At 40.4% G+C, this 22,652-nt stretch carries 23 protein-coding genes, 1 tRNA gene and 1 riboswitch; of the genes, 19 read left to right on the top strand and 5 right to left on the bottom strand.

Annotated elements, in window-relative coordinates; genetic code table 11:
- Positions 1 to 18 precede the first annotated feature (18 nt).
- Positions 19 to 1,242 carry a peptidase T gene (gene pepT, locus A0739_RS03575; RefSeq protein WP_061587091.1) on the bottom strand — a complete coding sequence of 408 codons (1,224 nt, stop codon included), beginning with the start codon at positions 1,240 to 1,242 and terminating at the stop codon, positions 19 to 21.
- A gap of 358 nt (positions 1,243 to 1,600) precedes the next feature.
- Between pepT and pitA the strand changes: the two genes are divergently transcribed.
- The 6 genes from pitA to hemH all read left to right on the top strand — a co-directional run bounded on the left by pitA (position 1,601) and on the right by hemH (position 9,113).
- Positions 1,601 to 4,159: a PI-2 pilus tip adhesin PitA gene (gene pitA, locus A0739_RS03570; RefSeq protein WP_061587090.1), complete on the top strand. Its 2,559-nt coding sequence runs from the start codon at positions 1,601 to 1,603 to the stop codon at positions 4,157 to 4,159.
- Positions 4,159 to 4,710, top strand: coding sequence for a PI-2 pilus system signal peptidase SipA (sipA, locus tag A0739_RS03565; protein ID WP_000924790.1), 552 nt, complete (start codon positions 4,159 to 4,161; stop codon positions 4,708 to 4,710). The genes pitA and sipA overlap by 1 nt, the downstream gene beginning before the upstream one ends.
- A complete protein-coding gene (locus tag A0739_RS03560; protein WP_049478738.1) occupies positions 4,710 to 5,975 on the top strand; it encodes a DUF7601 domain-containing protein in 1,266 nt (421 codons plus the stop codon). The genes sipA and A0739_RS03560 overlap by 1 nt, the downstream gene beginning before the upstream one ends.
- A 16-nt stretch (positions 5,976 to 5,991) precedes the next feature.
- A complete protein-coding gene (srtB, locus tag A0739_RS03555; protein WP_061587089.1) occupies positions 5,992 to 6,993 on the top strand; it encodes a class B sortase in 1,002 nt (333 codons plus the stop codon).
- Positions 6,994 to 7,068: 75 nt separating this feature from the next.
- On the top strand, positions 7,069 to 7,941 hold the full coding sequence (gene srtB / locus A0739_RS03550; RefSeq protein WP_082243796.1) for a class B sortase: 873 nt from the start codon (positions 7,069 to 7,071) through the stop codon (positions 7,939 to 7,941).
- Positions 7,942 to 8,018: 77 nt separating this feature from the next.
- Positions 8,019 to 9,113, top strand: a complete 1,095-nt coding sequence (gene hemH / locus A0739_RS03545; protein ID WP_061587088.1) for a ferrochelatase — start codon at positions 8,019 to 8,021, stop codon at positions 9,111 to 9,113.
- Between the two features lie 41 nt (positions 9,114 to 9,154).
- On the opposite strand, the gene mscL is transcribed toward hemH, so the two are convergent.
- Together mscL and A0739_RS03535 are read right to left on the bottom strand one after the other, a co-directional pair.
- On the bottom strand, positions 9,155 to 9,535 hold the full coding sequence (mscL, locus tag A0739_RS03540; RefSeq protein WP_061587087.1) for a large conductance mechanosensitive channel protein MscL: 381 nt from the start codon (positions 9,533 to 9,535) through the stop codon (positions 9,155 to 9,157).
- Positions 9,536 to 9,614: 79 nt separating this feature from the next.
- Entirely contained in the window at positions 9,615 to 10,052 is a 438-nt protein-coding gene (locus A0739_RS03535) for a GtrA family protein (protein WP_061587086.1), read from the bottom strand.
- A 28-nt stretch (positions 10,053 to 10,080) separates the two neighbouring features.
- Positions 10,081 to 10,177: riboswitch (PreQ1 riboswitch) on the top strand.
- Between A0739_RS03535 and A0739_RS03530 the strand changes: the two genes are divergently transcribed.
- The 4 genes from A0739_RS03530 to dapA all read left to right on the top strand — a co-directional run bounded on the left by A0739_RS03530 (position 10,175) and on the right by dapA (position 13,291).
- Positions 10,175 to 10,687: a QueT transporter family protein gene (locus A0739_RS03530; RefSeq protein WP_000737305.1), complete on the top strand. Its 513-nt coding sequence runs from the start codon at positions 10,175 to 10,177 to the stop codon at positions 10,685 to 10,687. Its footprint overlaps the riboswitch before it by 3 nt.
- Before the next feature lie 105 nt (positions 10,688 to 10,792).
- Positions 10,793 to 10,865 (top strand) — tRNA-Thr (locus A0739_RS03525).
- 357 nt (positions 10,866 to 11,222) lie between these two features.
- Positions 11,223 to 12,299, top strand: coding sequence for an aspartate-semialdehyde dehydrogenase (locus A0739_RS03520; protein ID WP_061587085.1), 1,077 nt, complete (start codon positions 11,223 to 11,225; stop codon positions 12,297 to 12,299).
- A 56-nt stretch (positions 12,300 to 12,355) separates the two neighbouring features.
- Positions 12,356 to 13,291 carry a 4-hydroxy-tetrahydrodipicolinate synthase gene (gene dapA / locus A0739_RS03515; protein ID WP_000121600.1) on the top strand — a complete coding sequence of 312 codons (936 nt, stop codon included), beginning with the start codon at positions 12,356 to 12,358 and terminating at the stop codon, positions 13,289 to 13,291.
- 46 nt (positions 13,292 to 13,337) lie between these two features.
- Here dapA and mnmE read toward each other — a convergent pair whose 3' ends face one another.
- Entirely contained in the window at positions 13,338 to 14,711 is a 1,374-nt protein-coding gene (gene mnmE, locus A0739_RS03510; RefSeq protein ID WP_061587084.1) for a tRNA uridine-5-carboxymethylaminomethyl(34) synthesis GTPase MnmE, read from the bottom strand.
- Positions 14,712 to 14,845: 134 nt separating this feature from the next.
- On the bottom strand, positions 14,846 to 15,028 hold the full coding sequence (locus tag A0739_RS03505) for a 4-oxalocrotonate tautomerase (protein ID WP_001117401.1): 183 nt from the start codon (positions 15,026 to 15,028) through the stop codon (positions 14,846 to 14,848).
- A 122-nt stretch (positions 15,029 to 15,150) separates the two neighbouring features.
- Here A0739_RS03505 and A0739_RS03500 point away from each other — a divergent pair, with 122 nt between their 5' ends.
- From A0739_RS03500 to A0739_RS03460, 9 genes are all read left to right on the top strand, one after another.
- Positions 15,151 to 15,741 carry a thymidine kinase gene (locus A0739_RS03500; protein WP_061587083.1) on the top strand — a complete coding sequence of 197 codons (591 nt, stop codon included), beginning with the start codon at positions 15,151 to 15,153 and terminating at the stop codon, positions 15,739 to 15,741.
- Positions 15,738 to 16,817 (top strand): peptide chain release factor 1, encoded by a 1,080-nt coding sequence (prfA, locus tag A0739_RS03495; protein WP_001028815.1) that lies wholly within the window; start codon positions 15,738 to 15,740, stop codon positions 16,815 to 16,817. The genes A0739_RS03500 and prfA overlap by 4 nt, the downstream gene beginning before the upstream one ends.
- On the top strand, positions 16,817 to 17,653 hold the full coding sequence (gene prmC, locus A0739_RS03490; protein WP_061587082.1) for a peptide chain release factor N(5)-glutamine methyltransferase: 837 nt from the start codon (positions 16,817 to 16,819) through the stop codon (positions 17,651 to 17,653). Before prfA ends, prmC begins: the two co-directional genes overlap by 1 nt.
- Positions 17,637 to 18,239, top strand: coding sequence for an L-threonylcarbamoyladenylate synthase (locus A0739_RS03485; protein ID WP_045591405.1), 603 nt, complete (start codon positions 17,637 to 17,639; stop codon positions 18,237 to 18,239). The genes prmC and A0739_RS03485 overlap by 17 nt, the downstream gene beginning before the upstream one ends.
- Before the next feature lies 1 nt (position 18,240).
- Entirely contained in the window at positions 18,241 to 18,672 is a 432-nt protein-coding gene (locus tag A0739_RS03480) for a GNAT family N-acetyltransferase (RefSeq protein WP_061587081.1), read from the top strand.
- A gap of 49 nt (positions 18,673 to 18,721) precedes the next feature.
- Entirely contained in the window at positions 18,722 to 19,978 is a 1,257-nt protein-coding gene (gene glyA / locus A0739_RS03475; protein WP_061587080.1) for a serine hydroxymethyltransferase, read from the top strand.
- Between the two features lie 7 nt (positions 19,979 to 19,985).
- Positions 19,986 to 20,960: a nucleoid-associated protein gene (locus A0739_RS03470; RefSeq protein WP_061587079.1), complete on the top strand. Its 975-nt coding sequence runs from the start codon at positions 19,986 to 19,988 to the stop codon at positions 20,958 to 20,960.
- Entirely contained in the window at positions 20,960 to 21,562 is a 603-nt protein-coding gene (locus A0739_RS03465; protein WP_042768074.1) for a lysozyme family protein, read from the top strand. The genes A0739_RS03470 and A0739_RS03465 overlap by 1 nt, the downstream gene beginning before the upstream one ends.
- Before the next feature lie 86 nt (positions 21,563 to 21,648).
- Complete coding sequence (locus A0739_RS03460; RefSeq protein WP_061587078.1) at positions 21,649 to 22,623, top strand: DUF1002 domain-containing protein; 975 nt, start codon at positions 21,649 to 21,651, stop codon at positions 22,621 to 22,623.
- Positions 22,624 to 22,652 lie beyond the last annotated feature (29 nt).

The following is a 22,652-nucleotide window of genomic DNA, read 5'->3' as shown; positions in this document are numbered from 1 at the left end:
TGAGCTACCTCGTCTTTTTTAGTCTTTATAAGATACAATGCCAATGATGGTATCCACCGCACGCTCCATAGTTTGAAGGCTGACGTATTCAAAACGTCCATGCATGTTTTCACCACCAGCAAAGATATTTGGAGTTGGAATTCCCATAAAGGAAATCTTAGACCCATCTGTTCCACCACGAATTGGTTCGATAATTGGCGTGATACCTAAATCTTCCATAACAGCTTTAGCAATGGTGACGGGTGTCATGTCTTTCTCAATGACTTCCTTCATATTGTAGTACTGGTCTGTCAGAGTCAAGCTAACGCGATCATTCCCAAGCTCTTGATTCATCTTATCAGCGATGTCCTGCATGCCTTCCTTACGAGCTTCAAAGGCATCTTTTTCAAAGTCGCGAATGATATAGCTTGCACGCGCCTCCTCAACACTACCTGAAATATCCATGAGATGATAGAAACCTTGGTAACCATCTGTCAACTCAGGTCGGTCATTCTCAGGAAGTTGATTATGAAAATCAATCGCTAACTGAAGAGCATTGACCATCTGTCCTTTGGCAGTACCAGGATGAACATTGCGCCCTTGGAAATGAAGTTCAGCAGCAGCTGCTGAGAAAGTCTCGTACTGCAGTTCCCCTAGTGGTCCACCATCAACAGTGTAGGCAAAGTCAACATCAAAGTCTTCTGCATCAAACTTGTTAGCACCAATACCGATTTCTTCATCTGGCCCAAAACCAACGCGAATCTCACAGTGTTTGATTTCAGGGTGAGCAGTCAGATATTCAATAGCTGTCATAATCTCAGCAATCCCAGACTTGTCATCAGCACCCAGCAAGGTCGTGCCATCAGTTGTGATAAGCGTTTGGCCTAGATATTTCTCAAGGCTCTTGAAATCAGCAGGATCGAGTTTAAAACCAGAATCTCCTAAGTCGATAGCTCCACCACCGTAATTTTCGATGACTTGCGGATTAACTCCCTCAGCGTTAAAGTCAGCAGTATCCATGTGGGAGATGAAGCCAATCTTGCGTGTCAAGCTAGGATCATTAGCTGGTAAGGTACCAATAGCAAAACCATTTGGAAGGTAGTAAACATTTTGCAGACCGACACGTTTCATTTCAGGAATCAGGACATTGGTCGCAAAATCTACCTGGCTTTGCGTACTTGGAGTAGTAGTAGAGTGTTCATCAGAACGCGTGTTGACCTTAACGTAGGTCAAGAAACGATCTAAAAGGTTCGGATAAGTCATAAAAACTCCTTTAACAATCATAAAATAGAATGCAAACTTCGGAAAAAACCTTATTCTGAAAATTTCATGAATTTTGAAAAAATATAATAATTCAAATTCAATAGACTTTCAAATGAAATCTTGGGCATTTTAGAATAAAATATATGCATTGATATTTTATGAGATTTTTTATTTCTTTTTTCATTTTACCATAGAATAGTTTGAAAGACAAAGAAGAATCATACTCTTTTATTAATTAACATAATATAAAATTAATCATATTAATTGACACTGCGTGAACTTTATTGTACAATTATTTTGTAAACGTACTAGGTTGACATAATAACAATGTTAGTACATTCTAGTTAAGGAGAATAAAATGAACATTCGCTTCGATTTTAAGAAAGTTCAAATTATTGCGCGCCGTTTAGTTATACTGTTAGCTATTCTCTTTTTGTGTGCTCCGATAAGTCTGTTAAATGCAGATTCTACTACAGAACCTCAGACAACTCTTCACAAGACAATTACTCCGATATCAGGACAGGATGACAAGTATGAGTTGTCATTGGATATCACGTCTGCACTTGGTGCTGAGATACAGTCAGATCCTTTAGATGTCGTACTTGTAGCAGACTTATCTGGAAGTATGACTTATCAGGATGTCAACTCCTCTAGTGGGGCTTTGATTAGTCGGCTTCAAGCTCTGAAAAATACACTCCAAGGCGAAAACGGTCGTCGTGGTTTGATAGATACAATCCTTTCAAACTCTAACAACCGTTTATCAATTGTTGGATTTGCTGGGAAAATAGATAACCAACGTTACAATAGTTATTATCAATGGCCAGCTTGGGCGGGGTACTTTTCTGGTATTTCCTCTCATGATGATGCTAAGACAGTATTAAACTGGAGCAATGATGTTCAAGGAGCCAAAAGAATGGTTTCTAGAATGTCTGTTGATAATAGTGGTGATTCGATTGGTTACGAAGGAGGAATAGGTACAGGTACAAATATTGGAGCAGGACTTCAGTCAGCAACAGAATTACTTCAGTCAGCCAGATCAAGTGCAAAAAAGGTTGTCATTCTTTTGTCAGATGGTTTTGCGAACATGTACTACGATACTAGAGGCTATACGATCTACAATTGGAGCAATAATGATGGTGTAACAGAAATAGCTCCATCGTGGTATCAAACCAATCTAAACACGTTTACTGAAACAGTTTCTGGTTATCTTGCTCCCAAGATTGATGGATTTTATTCTATCAAATTCCGCTACTCTAATAGTACAGATAGTATTTCTAAACTAAAAGAGTACATTGGTAGTTATAATTCTTCCATTCCAAACGAAATATTCTCCGCTAACAATGAAAGGGAATTGAGAGAACAATTTAAGGAAATCACCAAGAAAATCCTTCCTCTAGGTGTTCACCATGTGACCATCAAGGATGTTTTGTCCAAATATGTTCAACTTCTTCCCGATAACAGTTCAAATATTCGAGTTGTAAAAATCGAAAACGATAAAGAGGAAACCTTGGGATCAGATAAGGTTACGCTGGAAACAAGGAAGAATGAAAATGGTCTGGTCGAAGTAACAGCAAAATTTAATCCCAACTACATTCTTGATGATGGTGTGAAGTACGCCCTCAAATTTACTGTTACATCAAGTCAAGATGCCTTAGATGCCATTGCTGGTGATAAAAAACTAGAGGCTGGTGATGCTGAAGGTTCTGATGTCAATAAACTCTACTCCAATAAAGGTGCCAGTGTCACCTATTCCTATGGAATAGGCACCTCTCAAACCAAGACCAAAGAATACTCTGACAACCCAACCTTTAAGCCTTCAGATCCATTAACGGTACCAGTGGAAGTTGAATGGCAAGGTGTGACGGGTGCGAGAACTGTCATTACAGCTGATCAACCGAGTAATGTTGAACTGAAACTGGTTCAAAAGAACAAGAACGGAGGTCCTGATAATCAAGACTATCGAAAGACCAATGTGAATGTTAGTAAAAACGTATCTAATGAAACGAGGAACTTTGAAAAAGTTGCCAAAGGATATCAATACGATTTAATTGCACCAGACGTCCCCGCCTTTACCAAAGAAATAAAAAATGTTGGTACAGAAACTAAACCATCCTTCAAGGTAATCTATAAACAATTGCCAAGTCTGACGATTAAGAAAGTGTTGGAAGCTGAAAGTAACTTGAACAAAGAGTTTAGGATTAAGGTAAAACTAACCTCTCCTAATTCTACGCCATTGAATGGAACTTTTGGCGAGATAACTGTTGTGAATGGAGAAGCGGAGATCCGTGTCGAAAAACGAAAACGTTGGAAAGGTATTCTAAGCTATCTTCCTCGAGGAACCCATTACAAGGTTGAAGAAGAAGCGGCATCAACGAATGGTTACCACGTTACATATGAGAATCAAGAGGGCGATCTGAATAAAGACGAGACCACCATTGTCACAAATCACAAGCTTCCAAGTTTATCAGTCACAAAAAAAGTTACAGGTGTATTTGCCAATCTATTAAAATCCTTCAAGATTACCATTAACATCAGGGATGCTCAGAACAGTCCATTGAATGGAACCTATAATGCAACGGTGAATAATAAAAGAATTCCTTTGCAATTTACGAACGGTCGAGCGTCTATAGATCTAAACAAAGATCAAACCATAAAAATTGATGGACTTCCACTCAATAGTCACTACACTATTGAAGAGGAATCAAACTCTTCTCGTGGATATCAGGTATCTTATGAGAATCAAGAAGGCAAACTGGATGGGGATAAGTCCGCGACAGTCACGAATAATAAGAATAGTGTACCTGAAACCGGAGTTGACTTCCTCAGCAGTACACTCGTGTTAGGAATAATCCTTCCTCTAGGAGGTATCTTCTTTACACTCCTACTCGGATATCTAGTGGTACATAGGAGAAAATAATGCTACTTAAAAAGAAACATAAGAAAACAGTAACACAAGTCAATCGGGATAAGTCTCCGCCGAGTGTATGGGGAGATATCCTCTACTTAGTCAGTAAGCTTCTGATGGTTGGTTTTGTACTGGCCACCCTTTACTTTTTTGTCTTTGGACTATTGAGATACAATGACGATGGCATGAAGCCAGCCTTAAAAGATGGCGACTTGGTTGTCTACTATAGGTTGGATAAACGTTATTCGATTGGTGACCTGCTCGTCTATAGTTATAAGGGCAAGGAAAGAGTGGCGCGTGTCATAGCAACCGAAGGAAGTACGATCGATATAAACGAAAATGGTCTCATCATCAACGGTTCTCCTCAACAAGAGCAGGATATCTACAAAGAAACGCTGCTCTATAAGGAAGGGGCTACCTTCCCAATGAAAGTCCCAGCAGGACAACTCTTTGTCCTCGGGGACAATCGAACAACGGCTGTAGATAGTCGTGCTTTTGGAACCATTCCTATACAGGATACCCATGGCAAGGTGGTAACAGTCTTAAGGCGACGGGGCTTTTGATGATAATTTATGAAAAAAGAAATTTAAAAATAAAAGGAATAATCATGAAAAAAACATTTTTGAAAAAATTAGTTACTGCAAGCATTGCAGCTGTAACCGCCTTGTCGGTCTTTAGAGGAGTGCCAACATTTGCGGATGATAATGATGTGGCAACTGCCAAAGCAACTGGTGAAACAAGCGCAAAAGTTTCTATTAATAAGGTGTTGAATATTGCGGAAGGAATTACAACACCTGAAGCAACCTTTACTTTTACTTTCACCCCTAAAACTGGTACATCATCAAATGGTGCACCTTATGAAACGATTGATTCTTCTAATGGTCAAATTACAGATAAAAATGTATCATATTCTGGAACAGACGTTTTAGCAACTGGACAAACTAGCATAAAGAAAGAAACCGGCGATATTTTTAGAGAAGTGAACTATACACATGCTGGTGAATATGTCTATACTGTTGCTGAAAAACAAAATGTTGGTTGGAAAGTTATTCAAAAAAATGGTTCACCTATTGATTTTATGACATATGATAATCGCAACTATGAAATGCACGTTATTGTTAAGAACAAAACTACAGGAGGAACATATATTTCTTCTGTGTATTTTAAACAAGTATCCCCAAGTGTGAATGGTAAAGTAAAACCATCTGAAAGTGGAACTACTTACAAATATGATCTTTTCACTAACATCTATCGTAAAAATGCTGGTAAAATTACAGATCCAAATGAACCAAACCCTAATAAACCAAATGTTTCAAAAGTTGACCCAAATGCTAAATCTTTAGTAATTAAAAAAGTTGTATCAGGTGCTACTGCAGATAAATCAAAAGATTTTACTTTCAAGCTTACTTTCACAAAAGCATCTACAGAAACTTCACAATCAATCACTGGTAAAATCGGTGAAACCTCAAAAACATTTGTCTATGGTCAAGAAACGACTATAACACTACGTCACGATCAATCTTTGGTGTTTGACACAATTCCTGCTGGTACTCGTTATAAATTGGTTGAAACTGGATCTCAAGGTTACACAGCTTCAGCTGCATATAAGGAGAACGGAGCATCAAAAAATCAAGCTGGTACAGTTTCTACAAATTTCACTCAAGATAGTATCCTTATTGGTGAAAAACCAAACGATAACACTATCACAAATAGCTTACCAGACGTTACCCCTACTGGTCTTTTGATTGACAACCTTCCTTTCATCTTGATGATTGGTCTTGGTTTGGCTGGATTTGTTGTTTTGTCTAAAAAACGCAGACAAGCTTAAGCAAGTGGTTTGACCGATGAAAATCAAGCGTGAGAAACCAAAAAGGAGTTTGTCTAGGCGTCTGGTCCTTGCTGTAGATGCATTGATGAATCATATCCTGCTCCTCTTGGCATCCTTAGTCTTTCTCTTTGGTTTCTACGCTCTTTGGGATGCCAATCAGGTCTATTCTCAGGCTTCATCAAGTGAGTATGAGGCCTATAAACCAGTGAGTACTACTGAGAAAGATGAGCTTGCTAGTTTTTCTGGCTTTCACAAGCTACAGCAAGTCAATCCAGAGGTTCTCGGTTGGATCAATGTCTATGGCACCAATATCGACTATCCCTTAGTCCAAGCCAAAGACAATGAAAAATACCTGAACAAGGATTCCAAGGGAGAATTTGCAGCTACAGGGGCTATTTTCCTTGAGGCTCGAAATGAATCCAAGTTCGAGGACTTTAATACCATCATCTACGGACACCATGTAGAAAATGGGGTTATGTTTGGAGATGTAGCAAAGTTTTCTGATAAGGAATTTTTTGATCAGCATCGCTACGGTAGTATTTACTATAATGGCGTAGAAAAAGGTCTTGAGATCTTTGAAATGCTCGAGGTGGACGCCTATGACTTTAACATCTACGATCCAGGTATTAATGGGGATGATCGGCGTCAAGAATATATCGATCACTTACTCTCGGTTGCCATCCACAAACGAGACATTACACTGGGGCCAAATGACCATATCATTCTTCTCAGTACCTGTTTCCTAGACGTAACAAATGGGAGACATATCGTAGTTGCCAAGATTACGGATACGGTTCCAAAGAACACCTTCCATACGAAAAAATCAAAACCATTTCCTTACAGCGTCTTTGATGATTCGTCTCTCGGACGATTTCTCTCATCGATTCCTTTGTGGATATGGTACATCATCTTATTTATCTTGCTCTTGCTATTAATCTTCTTGCTCATCATCCTCTACTTGATCTTGCGTCGTAGAAGAGAAGCAAAGGAAGAAGGGGCAGATACCATTACTGACTAAACTACCAATAAAAGAGAAAGGGACAGCCTCTCTTGCTCTTTTATTTTCAAGGCTAGAAAGGAGAAAGAAGGAAATATGAAAACATGTACGAGTCGCAAAGTTATAAAGGTCATTCTATCCCTCTTTCTAGCTTTTTTCTGTCTTTTTGCAGCTGATAGAGTCCTTGCGAGTGACTATGATCATTATAATCCCATTGAAAAAGATGCGAGCAGTACGGGTTTTGAAACCCTGCAGCACTTGAATAAGGATGTTTGTGGTTGGATTAGCCTTGATGGAACCAAGGTAGACTATCCTCTCTTGCAGAGTCAGGATAATGTTAAATACCTTGACCGAAATGCCTTTGGTGATTATACTGTGTCGGGGTCTATTTTTCTAGACTATCGTTTTAATCCCAATTTTACTGACTTTAATACCATCATCTACGGTCACTCTATGGCCTCTGGTGCTATGTTTGGGGAGATTCAAAAATTTGCGGATCAAGATTTTTTTGAAAAGCATCGCTATGGTTCTATCTATTATAACGGTCGTGAACGAGGGCTTGAGATTTTTGGGATTTTAGAAGTGGATGCTTATGACACGGAGATTTATCGAACCCTGAGTTCCAATGACGAGGAACATCAGGCATACTATCAGTATCTGTTAAGCAAAGCCAAATACAAGCGAGATGTTTCCTTGACTTCAACGGATAAGATTGTTCTGTTAAGCACCTGTTTCCTTAACATAACTAATGGACGACATATTCTTTTAGCTAAAATAACGGATGCGCCGGTAAAAGTAGCACAGGATAAGAGTGGGGAAGCAGTAGGAACTCGGTATTTCGATCACGGAATTCTCAGTCATTGGATTTACATCCTAGCCTTTCTACTCCTTATTATCGTCCTCTTACTTCTTATCCTCATCATCCTAATCATGAGACGAGATAAAAAGACTAAAGACAAAAAGAAATAGTAGACGTCGGAAGCGTTTACTATTTTTTTCTTTCATGATAGAATAGATAGTGAAAATAATATCATAAGGATGATAATATGAAAAAAGCCATATTAATGATGACCTTTGGATCGCCAGAGGAGATTAGTTTTGAAGGGGTAGCGGAATTTTTTACAAACATTCGTCGTGGAGTTAGACCCCAAGATCACGAGATTCAGACTCTCTATGACAACTATGTCCTTATCGGTGGGACGCCCTTGCAACGGATTACACGTGAGGAGGTTGATTTAGTCAAGGAACGTTTAGGCGAAGACTACGGTATCTACTTTGCCAACAAATTTTCTCGTCCCTTTATCCCAGACGTGATCAAGCAGATGGAAACTGATGGTGTTGAAGAATGTATCTGCTTGATTTTGGAACCTCATTATTCTTTTTACTCAGTCATGGGGTATGAAAAGTTTCTGGAAAGCCAGCAGATCCGATTTTTAGTCATTAAGGACTGGTATCAACAACAGCCTTTGCTGGACTTCTGGACAGATGAGATTAGAAAAATTTTACGAAACCATGTGGGAGAAGAGTCTTTCAAGGTAATCTTTTCAGCTCACAGTGTTCCCATTTTTGCCTTAGACTATGGAGATCCATATATCGATCAGATTTTCGATAATAGCAAGCTAATTGCTGAACAACTCGGCCTAATGAAAGACCAGTATACCAATACTTGGCAGAGCGAAAGCGATATTGGAATCCCTTGGATCAAGCCAGATGTTTTAGAATATTTACGAGAACAAAAGCAACATCCAGAACATTATATTTTTATTCCGATTAGTTTTATCAGTGAGCACATTGAAGTCTTGTTTGACAACGATGTAGAATGTTATGATTTGTGTCAAGAATTAGGTGTCACCTACCATCGCCCCCCTATGCCCAATACGGATAACCGTTTAATTGACGCTTTAGTTGCTACTGTAAGAGCCAATGAAGACAAAGAATTTAAAGATTTTCTCCCAGAAGAAGAAACTTTTGATGAGTTAGCACCTTCGGCAACTACCAAGGACATCATGGAGGAGACAGACGACCTTCAGATGCCAGAATTTGTCAAAAAACTCATTGAGAAAAAAGGCCGTGAAAATGTGAAGATGCCTTACTTGATTAAGAAAATGCTCGAAAAGGCTGGGAAGTTACCAAAAGAGTAAAGAAAAAAGGATTTAGCTTTAAGCTAGATCCTTTATTTGTCTTATTTTTTCTCAAGAAGAGCTTTGATTTCTTGAAGAACTTCAAGTTCAGTTGGAGCAGCAGGTGCTTCCTCAACCACTTCCTCCTTCTTACGAAGGTTTTGCGCTTTTTCAATACCTTTGATAACGAAGAAGAGAACTGTACCCACAACAAGGAAGTTGATAACAGCGCTCAAGAATTTACCATATGTAACACCATTCCATGCAAGCTCAGCGATGTTTTGTACTTGCGCAGCTTCCAAAGCTGGGTTCAATAGAAGTGGAGTGATGATATCATTAACAAATGAAGTAACGATAGCACCAAATGCAGAGGCAATGATCACACCGACAGCGAGGTCAACGACATTACCACGAAGCAAAAATGCTTTAAGATCCTTTAACATTTTCATAAATTCCTTTCCTAATTTTCTAATTTATTATATCCTAAATTGTGACAAAAAGCAACTTGAACGCTCAAAGTTCTCAGTTGCCCCCTTTAAAAATATAAATTTTACTGAGAATATAGTTTAAAATAATAATCAATATCTGTGCTAATATGGTCTCGATAGTATTAACCCTATCTATATTATATTTAACAAACTGGCCAATAACATCAGGAAAGGTTGTAACAAAGATATAAGTTAAAAGAACGTCAAGAACAAGAGTAGAGAGACGAGCTAAGAAAAACTTAGCCAGGCGAGTCGGCCAATTTCTTCTCTCTTGTTTAAAAACAAATGTATCATTAGTGATAAAGGCAAAAAGAATACCGATAATATTTGCCAGTGCAGTGGCTAGAATTTCCTGGTGGCTGATATGGTAAATAACCAAACGCGATACAATAGAAACCAGAGTAGTAGCACCACCAAAAAATAGGTAGGAGAAAATCTCGTTATCAAAGAAAGCTTTTATTAGTCTTTTCATGATTTTAGTATAGCATAAAGCTGGCTAATGTGCTATACTAGTAAGGTTGATAATCTCAACCCTTGGTGCTTAGCTTCTTTCACCAAGCATATTTTACGCGGGAAACCGTTAAAGGAGAAAACATGAAAAAATTAACTGTTCGTGACATGGCAGATATTGCTATTGTTGCTGCTATTTATGTAGTTTTGACTATTACGCCACCAATCAATGTTCTTAGTTTTGGGGAGTACCAGTTCCGTATTTCAGAAATGTTGAATTTCTTGGCATTTTACAACCCTAAATACATCATCGGTGTGACAATTGGATGTATGATTGCTAATTTATTTAGTAGTTTTGGGTTAATAGATGTCTTTGTCGGTGGAGGTTCTACCCTAGTTTTCCTTAGTCTAGGAGTATGGCTTTTTGCAAAATACAGCAAAGATTACCTCTTTAACGGATTGATTCGAAAAGATCATTTCTTCTTTTCAATCCTCTTCTCCATTTCAATGATTACCATTGCAGCCGAACTTCATATCTTGACAGAAGCTCCCTTCTTCTTCACATGGTTCTCTACTGGAATTGGTGAGTTTGCATCACTCATCGTAGGTGCTATTTTAATCGGAAAATTAGGACGCCGAATCGATCTAACAAGATAAGAAGTTTATAAGCTAGATTCTTGCTAAATCTAGCTTTTTTCATTCCATAAAATTAAAAGAGAGCGCTTGACAAGAACATAGAACTATAGTATACTTTTTAGGTAAGCTGATTTAGCTCAGTTGGCAGAGCGCATCCATGGTAAGGATGAGGTCGCCGGTTCAATCCCGGCAATTAGCATGATAGAAACAAAATGACCTTGGGAGACCAAGGTTTTTCTTATCTGCCTGTATAAATGAAGTTAAAACGTTTTGGCTGTTGACAAAAGTGACTCTATCTAGTAGAATAGTAGATGCGATGAGTCGATAGGTAGTCTTCGGACTGCTATTGAGCATAAGGAGGTCATAACGCAGGAGCGGACCTTGATGAGTTGTGTGAACCTGCTCATCACATGAAGATGCCTCTTAGTCCCTGGTCAATGACTAGGGATTTTTAATTTTCAGAAAATATAACCCAAAAATGCTTTTCAATTTTTGGAAAAAGTAGTATAATACATCTATTATAGAAATTTTTAGAAAATTCCGAAAGAGGTTATTTATGGGATATACAGTTGCTGTAGTCGGCGCGACAGGTGCTGTCGGAGCTCAAATGATAAAAATGTTGGAAGAATCATCACTTCCTATTGATAAAATTCGTTACCTTGCTTCTGCACGTTCAGCTGGTAAGACTTTGAAATTTAAAGATCAAGATATTACGATTGAGGAAACAACTGAGACAGCTTTTGAGGGTGTTGATATTGCACTCTTCTCAGCAGGTGGTTCGACATCAGCTAAGTATGCACCATACGCAGTTAAAGCTGGAGCGGTAGTAGTAGATAACACATCTTATTTCCGTCAAAATCCAGACGTACCTTTGGTTGTCCCAGAAGTAAATGCTCACGCACTTGATGCCCACAACGGAATCATTGCCTGTCCTAACTGTTCAACAATCCAAATGATGGTGGCTCTTGAGCCTGTTCGTCAAAAATGGGGCTTGGACCGTATCATCGTTTCAACTTACCAAGCGGTCTCAGGTGCTGGTATGGGAGCGATTCTTGAAACACAACGTGAACTTCGTGAAGTCTTGAATGACGGTGTGAATCCACGTGATTTGCATGCGGAAATCTTGCCTTCAGGCGGTGACAAGAAACACTATCCTATCGCCTTTAACGCTCTTCCGCAAATCGATGTCTTCACGGACAATGATTACACTTACGAAGAGATGAAGATGACTAAGGAAACGAAGAAAATCATGGAAGATGATAGCATCGCAGTGTCTGCAACATGTGTGCGTATTCCAGTCTTGTCAGCTCACTCTGAGTCAGTTTATATCGAAACAAAAGAAGTGGCTCCAATCGAAGAAGTGAAAGCAGCCATCGTAGCCTTCCCAGGTGCTGTTCTTGAGGATGATGTAGCGCATCAAATCTATCCGCAAGCCATCAATGCAGTTGGTTCACGTGATACCTTTGTTGGTCGTATCCGTAAAGACTTGGATGCTGAAAAAGGAATCCACATGTGGGTTGTTTCAGATAACCTTCTCAAAGGTGCTGCTTGGAACTCAGTTCAAATCGCAGAAACGCTTCACGAACGTGGGTTGGTTCGTCCAACAGCTGAGTTGAAATTTGAATTAAAATAGTCATATCGTTTAGGAGTTCAGATGAACTCCTTCTTTGAAATAGAGAGGTGTTTCTCATGTCTTATCAAGATTTAAAAGAGTGTAAAATCATCACGGCCTTTATTACCCCTTTCCATGAGGATGGTTCCATCAACTTTGATGCTATTCCAGCCTTGATCGAGCATTTATTGGCCCATCATACAGATGGAATTCTTCTAGCTGGAACGACTGCTGAGAGTCCGACTCTGACCCACGATGAAGAGTTGGAGCTATTTGCGGCTGTACAAAAGATTGTCAATGGACGTGTTCCTTTGATTGCAGGTGTAGGTACCAATGATACACGTGACTCGATCGAATTTGTCAAAGAAGTCGCAGACTTTGGTGGCTTCGCTGCTGGACTTGCTATCGTACCGTACTACAACAAACCTTCTCAAGAAGGGATGTACCAGCACTTTAAAGCGATTGCGGATGCATCAGATTTACCTATTATCATTTATAACATTCCAGGACGCGTAGTAGTGGAATTAACTCCAGAAACCATGCTTCGTTTGGCTGACCATCCAAATATCATCGGTGTCAAAGAATGTACCAGCTTGGCTAATATGGCTTACTTGATTGAGCACAAGCCAGAAGAGTTCTTGATTTATACAGGTGAAGATGGAGATGCCTTCCATGCCATGAACCTTGGTGCAGATGGGGTTATTTCTGTTGCCTCTCATACAAATGGGGACGAAATGCACGAAATGTTTACTGCCATTGCAGAAAGCGACATGAAGAAAGCTGCAGCTATTCAGCGTAAATTCATCCCTAAGGTCAATGCTCTCTTCTCTTATCCAAGTCCTGCACCTGTCAAGGCAGTTTTGAACTACATGGGATTTGAAGCTGGACCAACTCGTCTACCTCTCGTTCCAGCACCAGAAGAAGATGCAAAACGCATTATCAAGGTTGTCGTAGATGGTGACTACGAAGCAACTAAGGCAACTGTAACTGGTGTTTTAAGACCAGATTACTAATAAAGATAATAAAATCCATGACCGAATGAACAATCATGGATTTTTCTTATTTTCCTAAACAGAATTGGCTAAAGAGTTGGGTGATGAGTTCATCTGGTGCGGCATCTCCAGTGATTTCTCCGAGGATTTCCCAAGTACGGGTCAAGTCAACTTGCAACAAATCAACTGGCATACCCAGTTCCAGCCCTTCGTTAACAGCTTGTAGGCTTTCAACGGCCTTTTCAATCAAGGAAATATGACGGGCGTTAGACAAGTAAGTAGCATCTTGCTCAACCAAACCAGCATTTTCAAAGAAGAGATTGTTGATGCGCTCTTCAATCTTATCGATGTTTTGGTTTTTAAGAACTGAAATGCGAATGACATCTTCTGGTAGTTCCGAAGTTTTAATTGCTTCAGGAAGATCCGTTTTATTAAGTAGAATAATGCGGTTGGTATCCTGACTGATTTCTAAGAGTTGGCGATCTTGGGCAGTCAGTGGTTCACTGGCATTTAATACTAGTAGTACCAAGTCAGCTTCCTTGAGGGCTTTTCTAGAACGCTCGACACCGATTTGTTCCACGATATCATCTGTTTCCCGAATTCCAGCTGTATCAATCAATTTGAGAGGTACACCATTAATGTTGACGTATTCTTCGATGACATCACGGGTGGTACCAGCGATGTCTGTTACGATGGCCTTATCTTCACGAAGGAGATTATTGAGAAGACTGGATTTCCCAACATTGGGACGGCCGATAATAGCAGTTGAAATTCCCTCACGAAGGATTTTACCACGACGAGCTGTTCTAAGGAGATTGGTTAGCAATTGCTCAAACTCCATAGTCTTCTCACGGACAACAGCGGTGGTAGCTTCCTCAACATCGTCATACTCAGGATAGTCGATATTGACCTCGACTTGGGCAAGTGTATTGAGGATTTCTTGGCGAGTATTATTAATGAGGTCAGAAAGAGAACCGTCCAATTGTTTGACTGCAATGTTCATGGCTTTATCTGTCTTGGCACGGATGATATCCATCACTGCCTCAGCTTGCGTTAAATCCACACGACCATTTAGAAAGGCGCGCTTGGTAAATTCACCAGGTTCAGCCAATCGAGCTCCTTCACGGATAGCTAGTTGGAGAATTTCATTGGTTATCGCAATCCCGCCGTGGGTGTTAATCTCGATAATATCCTCACGAGTGAAGGTCTTTGGAGACTTCATAGCTCCAACCATAACCTCGTCCATGACCTTACCACTTTGAGGGTCAACAATGTGACCGTAGTTAAGGGTATGGCTGGCAACCTTGCTCAAGTCTTTACCTTTAAAAATCTTTTGCGCAATGGCAAAACTGTCAGTTCCGCTCAAGCGGACAATACCAATGGCTCCTTCACCTAGTGGAGTAGAGATAGCAGCGATGGTATCAAATTCACGTGTAATCATACTAATTCCTTTTGTATTTTTTTTCTTAGGATAGGTATCCAAGCATCTCTTCAAATTGTAACAAAATTAGACTATTTCTTCAATGGATGCTACTTGGAGATTGAAAAAGCCTAAGCAATTCTGCTTAAGCTAGTTTATTTGGTGCGCATTTCCCCTTGTGGGAAGTAAGTTCCTTCTGGCATGTCGTTGATGATGACATGAACGGCTGATTGAGGTGCTCCAGTATTACGGACAACAGCTTCCGTTACTTCCTTAGCCAGAGCTTTCTTTTGCTCGAGCGTGCGTCCTTCAAATAAATCGATGCGTACAAATGGCATAATAGCTTCCTCCACTAGTTTTTGATTTCTTCTATTTTACCACATTTTGCCGTTTAAAGCTTCAGAAAATTATGATATACTAGAATGTAGCAAAAATTTAGAAATGGACGTGAAATAGAAGCATGGCACAGTTGTATTATCGTTATGGGACCATGAACTCTGGTAAGACGATTGAGATTCTCAAGGTGGCCTATAACTACGAGGAGCAAGGAAAGGGAGTTGTGATTATGACTTCGGCTCTGGATACGCGTGACGGAGTTGGCTATGTATCCAGTCGGATTGGTATGAAACGCCCAGCTATTGCGATTGAGGAAACGACGGATATCTTCGGCTATATCCTAGATTTACCTGAAAAACCTTACTGTGTGTTGGTCGATGAGGCTCAATTTCTCAAGCGTCACCATGTTTACGACCTAGCTCGTGTTGTTGATGAGTTAGACATACCTGTCATGGCTTTTGGTTTGAAGAATGACTTTCGCAATGAATTGTTCGAAGGTTCCAAATACCTCTTGCTTTTAGCAGATAAGATTGACGAAATCAAGACTATCTGCCAGTATTGTAAGAAAAAGGCGACTATGGTGTTGCGTACGCAGGATGGTGTGCCAGTCTATGATGGGGAACAAATTCAGATCGGTGGAAATGAAACTTATATCTCAGTCTGCCGTAAACATTATTTTGCCCCTGAAATCAATAAGGAGAATAAAGAAAAATGAACATCTATGATCAACTACAAGCTGTAGAAGACCGTTATGAAGAATTAGGAGAATTGCTGAGTGACCCAGATGTCGTCTCAGATACCAAGCGTTTCATGGAGCTTTCGAAAGAAGAGGCTTCTACACGTGATACGGTAACTGCCTACCGTGAGTACAAACAAGTTCTTCAAAACATCGTTGATGCTGAGGAGATGATTAAGGAATCAGGCGGAGATGCGGACTTGGAAGAAATGGCCAAGCAAGAGCTCAAAGATGCCAAGGCTGAAAAAGAAGAATACGAAGAAAAATTAAAAATCTTGCTTCTTCCAAAAGATCCTAATGATGACAAGAATATCATTCTTGAAATTCGTGGAGCGGCTGGTGGTGACGAAGCAGCACTTTTCGCTGGAGATCTTCTAACTATGTACCAAAAGTATGCGGAAGCCCAAGGTTGGCGCTTTGAAGTCATGGAAGCTTCTATGAACGGTGTCGGTGGTTTCAAAGAGGTGGTTGCTATGGTTTCTGGTCAATCTGTATATTCTAAGCTTAAGTACGAATCAGGTGCCCACCGTGTGCAACGTGTCCCTGTGACAGAAAGCCAAGGCCGTGTACATACTTCGACAGCGACAGTGCTTGTCATGCCTGAAGTGGAAGAAGTAGAGTACGATATTGATCCAAAAGACCTTCGTGTTGATATTTACCACGCATCGGGTGCTGGTGGTCAGAACGTCAACAAGGTTGCGACTGCCGTTCGTATCGTTCACTTGCCAACTAATATCAAGGTTGAGATGCAGGAAGAACGTACCCAGCAGAAAAACCGTGAGAAGGCCATGAAAATCATCCGTGCGCGTGTTGCTGACCATTTTGCTCAGATTGCCCAAGATGAACAAGACGCTGAACGTAAGTCGACAATCGGTACTGGTGACCGTTCAGAACGGATCCGTACTTACAATTTCCCACAAAACCGTGTCACAGACCACCGTATTGGCTTGACCCTTCAAAAACTAGATACCATTTTGTCTGGTAAATTGGATGAAGTTGTGGATGCCTTGGTTCTTTATGACCAAACACAAAAATTAGAAGAATTAAACAAATAATGAAATTAGCTCAATTATTTTCAGATTTTGAAGAAGAGTTGATAAGACAAGGAGAGGAAGCTGAAAGCCTCTCTTTTGTCTATCGTAGCCTGAAAAAACTCTCTTTTACAGACTTTGTCTTTGCACTCCAGCAAGAAGTAACAGAGGAAGAAACACAATTTGTAGAAGAAATTTTCCAGCAGTTAGCGTCCCATAAACCAGCTCAGTATATCATCGGACAGGCAGATTTCTTTGGAATGCAGTTAAAAGTGGATGAGCGAGTTTTGATTCCTCGTCCAGAGACAGAAGAGTTGGTGGAACTCATCCTAGCTGAAAATCCTAAAGAAAATCTCAAGAACTTGGATATTGGTACTGGAAGTGGTGCCATAGCCCTCGCACTAGCAAAAAACAGACCAGATTGGTCAGTGACAGCAGCAGATATTTCACAAGACGCCTTAGAGCTTGCATCAGAGAATGCTAAAAATCAAAATCTTAATATATTTTTTAAAAAATCTGATTGTTTTGCAGAAATTTCTGAAAAATATGATATAATTGTATCCAATCCACCCTATATCTCTCGTGAAGATGAGTCAGAGGTCGGTTTGAATGTTTTGCATTCGGAGCCTCATCTAGCTCTCTTTGCAGATGAGGATGGCCTAGCTATTTACCGCAGAATTGCGGAAGATGCAAAAGACTATCTCACAGATGGTGGTAAGATTTACCTTGAAATTGGATACAAGCAAGGTCAAAGTGTTCCTGCGCTTTTTAAGAAACATTTTCCTGAAAAACGAGTACGAACACTCAAAGACCAATTTGGTCAAGATAGGATGGTTGTAGTTGATGATGGACAGGATTAGACAAGAGTTGGAAAAGGGCGGAGCTGTCATTCTGCCTACAGAGACGGTTTACGGTCTTTTTGCTAAGGCCTTAGATGAAAAAGCTGTCGACCATGTTTACCAACTCAAACGTCGTCCTAGAGATAAGGCGCTCAATCTTAATGTTTCTTCTCTAGAGGACATCTTGCACTTCTCAAAGAATCAGCCAACTTATCTCCAAAAGCTTGTAGAGGCCTTTTTACCGGGTCCCTTGACCATTATCCTTGAAGCCAATGACCGAGTTCCCTATTGGGTCAATTCTGGTCTTACAACAGTGGGATTTCGGATGCCGAGTCACCCCATTACACTTGATTTGATTCGAGAGACAGGACCCTTGATTGGGCCGTCTGCCAATATCTCGGGTCAGGCGAGTGGAGTGACCTTTGCTCAAATTCTAGAGGATTTTGACCAAGAGGTTCTGGGTCTGGAGGACGACGCTTTTCTAACTGGACAGGATTCGACGATTCTGGATTTGTCTGGAGACAAGGTGAAAATCTTACGCCAAGGGGCGATTAAGCGAGAAGATATTCTTGCTCGGTTGCCAGAGATTTCTTTTGAGGAGGAGTGAGATGCTAAGAGATTTGCAAGAAACAGATGTGAATGCTATATGTGAGATTAACCAAGAGGCTTTGGGCTATTCTTTTAGTCTAGAGGACACAGCTAGTCAACTAGCTAGATTATCTCAGGATTCCCATCATTTCCTACTTGGTTATGAGGATGAAGCCAGCCATACCTTGCTTGGGTATGTCCATGCTGAAGTTTATGAATCCCTCTATTCCAAAGCAGGATTTAATATCTTAGGCTTAGCGGTTTCACCTCAAGCACAAGGGCAAGGTATCGGTAAAAGCTTACTGCAAGGGTTGGATCAAGAAGCAAAAAGACGGGGCTATGAGTTTATCCGCTTAAACTCTGCCGATCATCGTCTGGGTGCTCACGCATTTTATGAAAAAGTTGGTTATACTTGTGATAAAGTGCAGAAACGGTTTATTCGCATCTTTTAGTATATTTTCTTAAACTAAAAGACCTGTCATATTATAAAGGAGAAGACCTATGATTTTTGACAAAGACGATTTTAAAGCATACGATGCTGATCTCTGGAATGCTATTGCCAAAGAAGAAGAACGCCAACAAAACAATATCGAGTTGATTGCTTCGGAAAACGTGGTTTCCAAGGCTGTTATGGCAGCTCAAGGGTCTATCTTGACAAACAAATATGCCGAGGGTTACCCAGGACGCCGTTATTATGGTGGAACCGATGTAGTAGACGTGGTAGAAACTCTAGCTATTGAACGTGCAAAAGAAATTTTCGGTGCTAAATTCGCCAATGTCCAATCTCACTCAGGAAGCCAAGCCAACTGTGCGGCTTACATGGCCTTGATTGAGCCAGGTGACACTGTAATGGGAATGGATTTGGCAGCAGGTGGACACTTGACCCACGGAGCTCCAGTTAGCTTCTCTGGTCAAACCTACAACTTTGTTTCTTACAGTGTGGATCCTGAAACGGAACTCTTGGACTTTGATGCAATCTTGAAACAAGCCCAAGAAGTAAAACCAAAACTAATCGTAGCAGGTGCTTCAGCCTATTCTCAAATTATTGACTTCTCAAAATTCCGTGAAATCGCAGATGCAGTTGGCGCTAAGCTCATGGTCGATATGGCCCATATCGCTGGTTTGGTTGCAGCTGGTCTTCACCCTAGCCCAGTGCCATACGCTCATATCACTACAACAACGACCCACAAAACCCTTCGTGGTCCTCGTGGTGGCTTGATTTTGACTAATGACGAAGAACTTGCTAAGAAAATCAACTCAGCTATTTTCCCTGGTATTCAAGGTGGTCCTTTGGAGCATGTTGTCGCTGCTAAGGCGGTTTCATTCAAAGAAGTTTTGGATCCAGCCTTCAAGGAATATGCTGCCAATGTCATCAAAAACAGCAAGGCTATGGTTGAAGTCTTCTTGCAAGACCCTGATTTCCGTATCATTTCTGGTGGGACTGAAAATCACCTCTTCCTTGTTGATGTAACCAAGGTTGTAGAAAACGGAAAAGTTGCTCAAAACTTGCTGGATGAAGTTAATATTACCCTAAATAAAAACTCAATCCCTTACGAAACCTTGTCACCGTTCAAGACAAGTGGGATTCGTATCGGATCTGCAGCCATCACTGCACGCGGATTTGGTGAAGAAGAAAGCCGTAAAGTGGCTGAACTCATCATTAAAACCCTTAAGAATGCAGAAAACGAAGCTGTCTTAGAAGAAGTGAGAAGTGAAGTCAAAGCGTTGACAGATGCCTTCCCACTATACGAGGACTAATACTTTTATGGACATTTATATTAAGAAAGCTATTATCCATCAGTTCAGCCCAGACGATACCGAGCTGTTTCTAGCGGATAAGTTTCTCAATATCACTCCAAAAATCGAAGAATACCTGCGCAAAAAAATTGAACGTGTGTATTCAGATGAAGCTAAGACTGGGATTTTCGAAGTAGAAAATCCCTTCTTCAATCACATCACAGATGATTTGTTGGAGACATCAGTAACACTGGCTAATCTCTGGAAAGAGGAGTTTAGCATTTCTGAAAATCTCAAGACCAATGACTTGGTTTTTGTTCAGTTTTCTAAAGAAGGCGTTGAACATTTTGCTTTCTTGCGAATCGCCCTGCGTGAGACCTTGACCCACCTTGGTGGAGAAGTTGATAACCCAATCAAGCTGACTCAGAATAACCTGCCTGGATTTGGAACAGGGGCTGATGAGGCCTTGGTGGTCAATCTTCAAAGTCGCAAGTACCATCTCATCGAAAAACGTATCAAGTACAATGGGACTTTCTTGAATTATTTTTCAGATAATCTCCTAGCTGTTGCCCCTAAGATTTCACCAAAGAAATCCATCAAGGAACTGGAGAAAACGGCCCAGAGGATTGCTGAATCTTTTAACACAGATGATTTTCAATTTCAATCCAAGGTCAAATCAGCGATTTTCAACAATCTTGAAGAAAGCAATGAATTGTCACCTGAAAAATTGGCTAACGACCTTTTTGACAACAATCTGACAGCTCGTTTGAGCTTTATTGATCAAGTCAAGGAAGCTGTACCAGAACCAGTTCAGTTTGATGAAATTGATGCCAGTCGTCAGCTCAAGAAATTTGAAAATCAAAAACTTTCCTTGTCAAACGGAATCGAACTCATCGTTCCCAATAACGTCTATCAAGACGCAGAATCTGTTGAGTTTATCCAAAATGACAATGGAACCTATTCTATCTTAATCAAAAATATCGAGGATATTCAAAGTAAATAATGTTTAAATTTATAAGAAGAGTGCTTGTGCTAGCAGTCTTCCTTTTCGCAGGATACAAAGCTTATCATATCCATCAGGATGTTAAACAAGTCATGACCTACCAACCCATGGTTCGAGAAATCCTCAGTGAAAGAGATACCCCAGCCAATGAAGAGTTGGTGCTCGCCATGATTTATACCGAAACGAAGGGTAAAGAGCGGGATGTCATGCAGTCTAGTGAGTCTGCTAGTGGCGCTACAAATACCATCAATGACGATGCCTCTAGTATTCGCCAAGGGATACAGACACTAACAGATAACCTCTATTTGGCACAGAGCAAAGGAGTAGATGTCTGGACCGCCGTTCAAGCCTATAATTTTGGCCCTGCCTATATCGACTTTATCGCTCAGAATGGCAAGGAAAATACTCTGGCACTAGCCAAGCGTTACTCCCGAGAAACGGTCGCTCCTATCCTTGGCAATACTACTGGGAAGACCTACACCTATATCAATCCTATTTCTATCTTTCACGGAGCCGAACTCTATGAAAATGGTGGAAATTATTACTACTCAAGACAGGTTCGCTTTAATCTCTATATCATGAAATTCTTTAATTTCTTCTAAACATCTGGTTTGACCAGGTGTTTTTCACTATAAGCTTTCTTTAAGATTGTTTTATTACCATAGAAAGGTAAAGGAGGGAATATCCCATGAGAAAGAAATTCTTTCTAACAAGTGCTGCAGTATTGTGGGCTGCAACAGCTATGACGAGTGTCTACGCAGCAACAGATGTTCAAAAAGTAATCGATGAAACCTATGTACAACCTGAATATGTTCTAGGTTCTTCTTTATCTGAAGACCAAAAAAATCAAACTCTTAGCAAACTTGGCTATGACGCATCAAAAGACACCAAAGATATCAAAACCATGACACCTGATATCTATTCGAAAATTATGAATGTGGCTAATGATGCTAGCCTACAGCTCTATTCGTCAGCTAAGATTCAAAAGCTAGGTGATAAGTCGCCTCTAGAGGTTAAGATTGAAACGCCTGAAAATATCACCAAGGTGACGCAGGATATGTACCGTAACGCAGCAGTGACGCTGGGAGTGGAGCATGCCAAAATCACAGTTGCAGCTCCTATTCCAGTTACAGGAGAGAGCGCCCTAGCAGGGATTTACTACTCGTTAGAGGCCAATGGTGCCAAAGTACCGCAAGCCAATAAAGACTTGGCCCAAGAGGAGCTAAAAGCTTTATCCGATATCAATGCTGAAAACAAGGACAAGTCAGGTTACGATGCCAATAAACTCAATGTCGCCTTGGCAGATATCAAGGCAGGAATCGCAAAGGCAAAAGAAGCCAAAGGAAATCTGACAGAAGAGGATGTTCGCAAAATTGTAGAAGACACGCTAAAAAACTACAAACTCGATCAGGTTATAACAGGAAACCAGGTCAATATCATCATCAATTTTGCACTTAACCTCTCAAAGAGTGACATTTTGAACAATGCTGATTTCACTAAAACCCTAAATGACCTTAAGGAAAGTATTATCTCTCAAGCTGGAGATAGCTTTAAAAATATCAATATCAACTTTGATGCCAATAAAGCACTAGAAGACGGGGGTAACTTCTTTAGCTCCCTGTGGGAAGCCATTGTTAACTTCTTCAAGAGTTTTGGTGCTTAGGTCATTTCATGATATAATAGATGGTAACA

Source organism: Streptococcus oralis (assembly GCF_001588645.1).
Classification (GTDB): domain Bacteria; phylum Bacillota; class Bacilli; order Lactobacillales; family Streptococcaceae; genus Streptococcus; species Streptococcus oralis_AB.
This window is presented reverse-complemented; position numbering and strand designations above follow the sequence as displayed.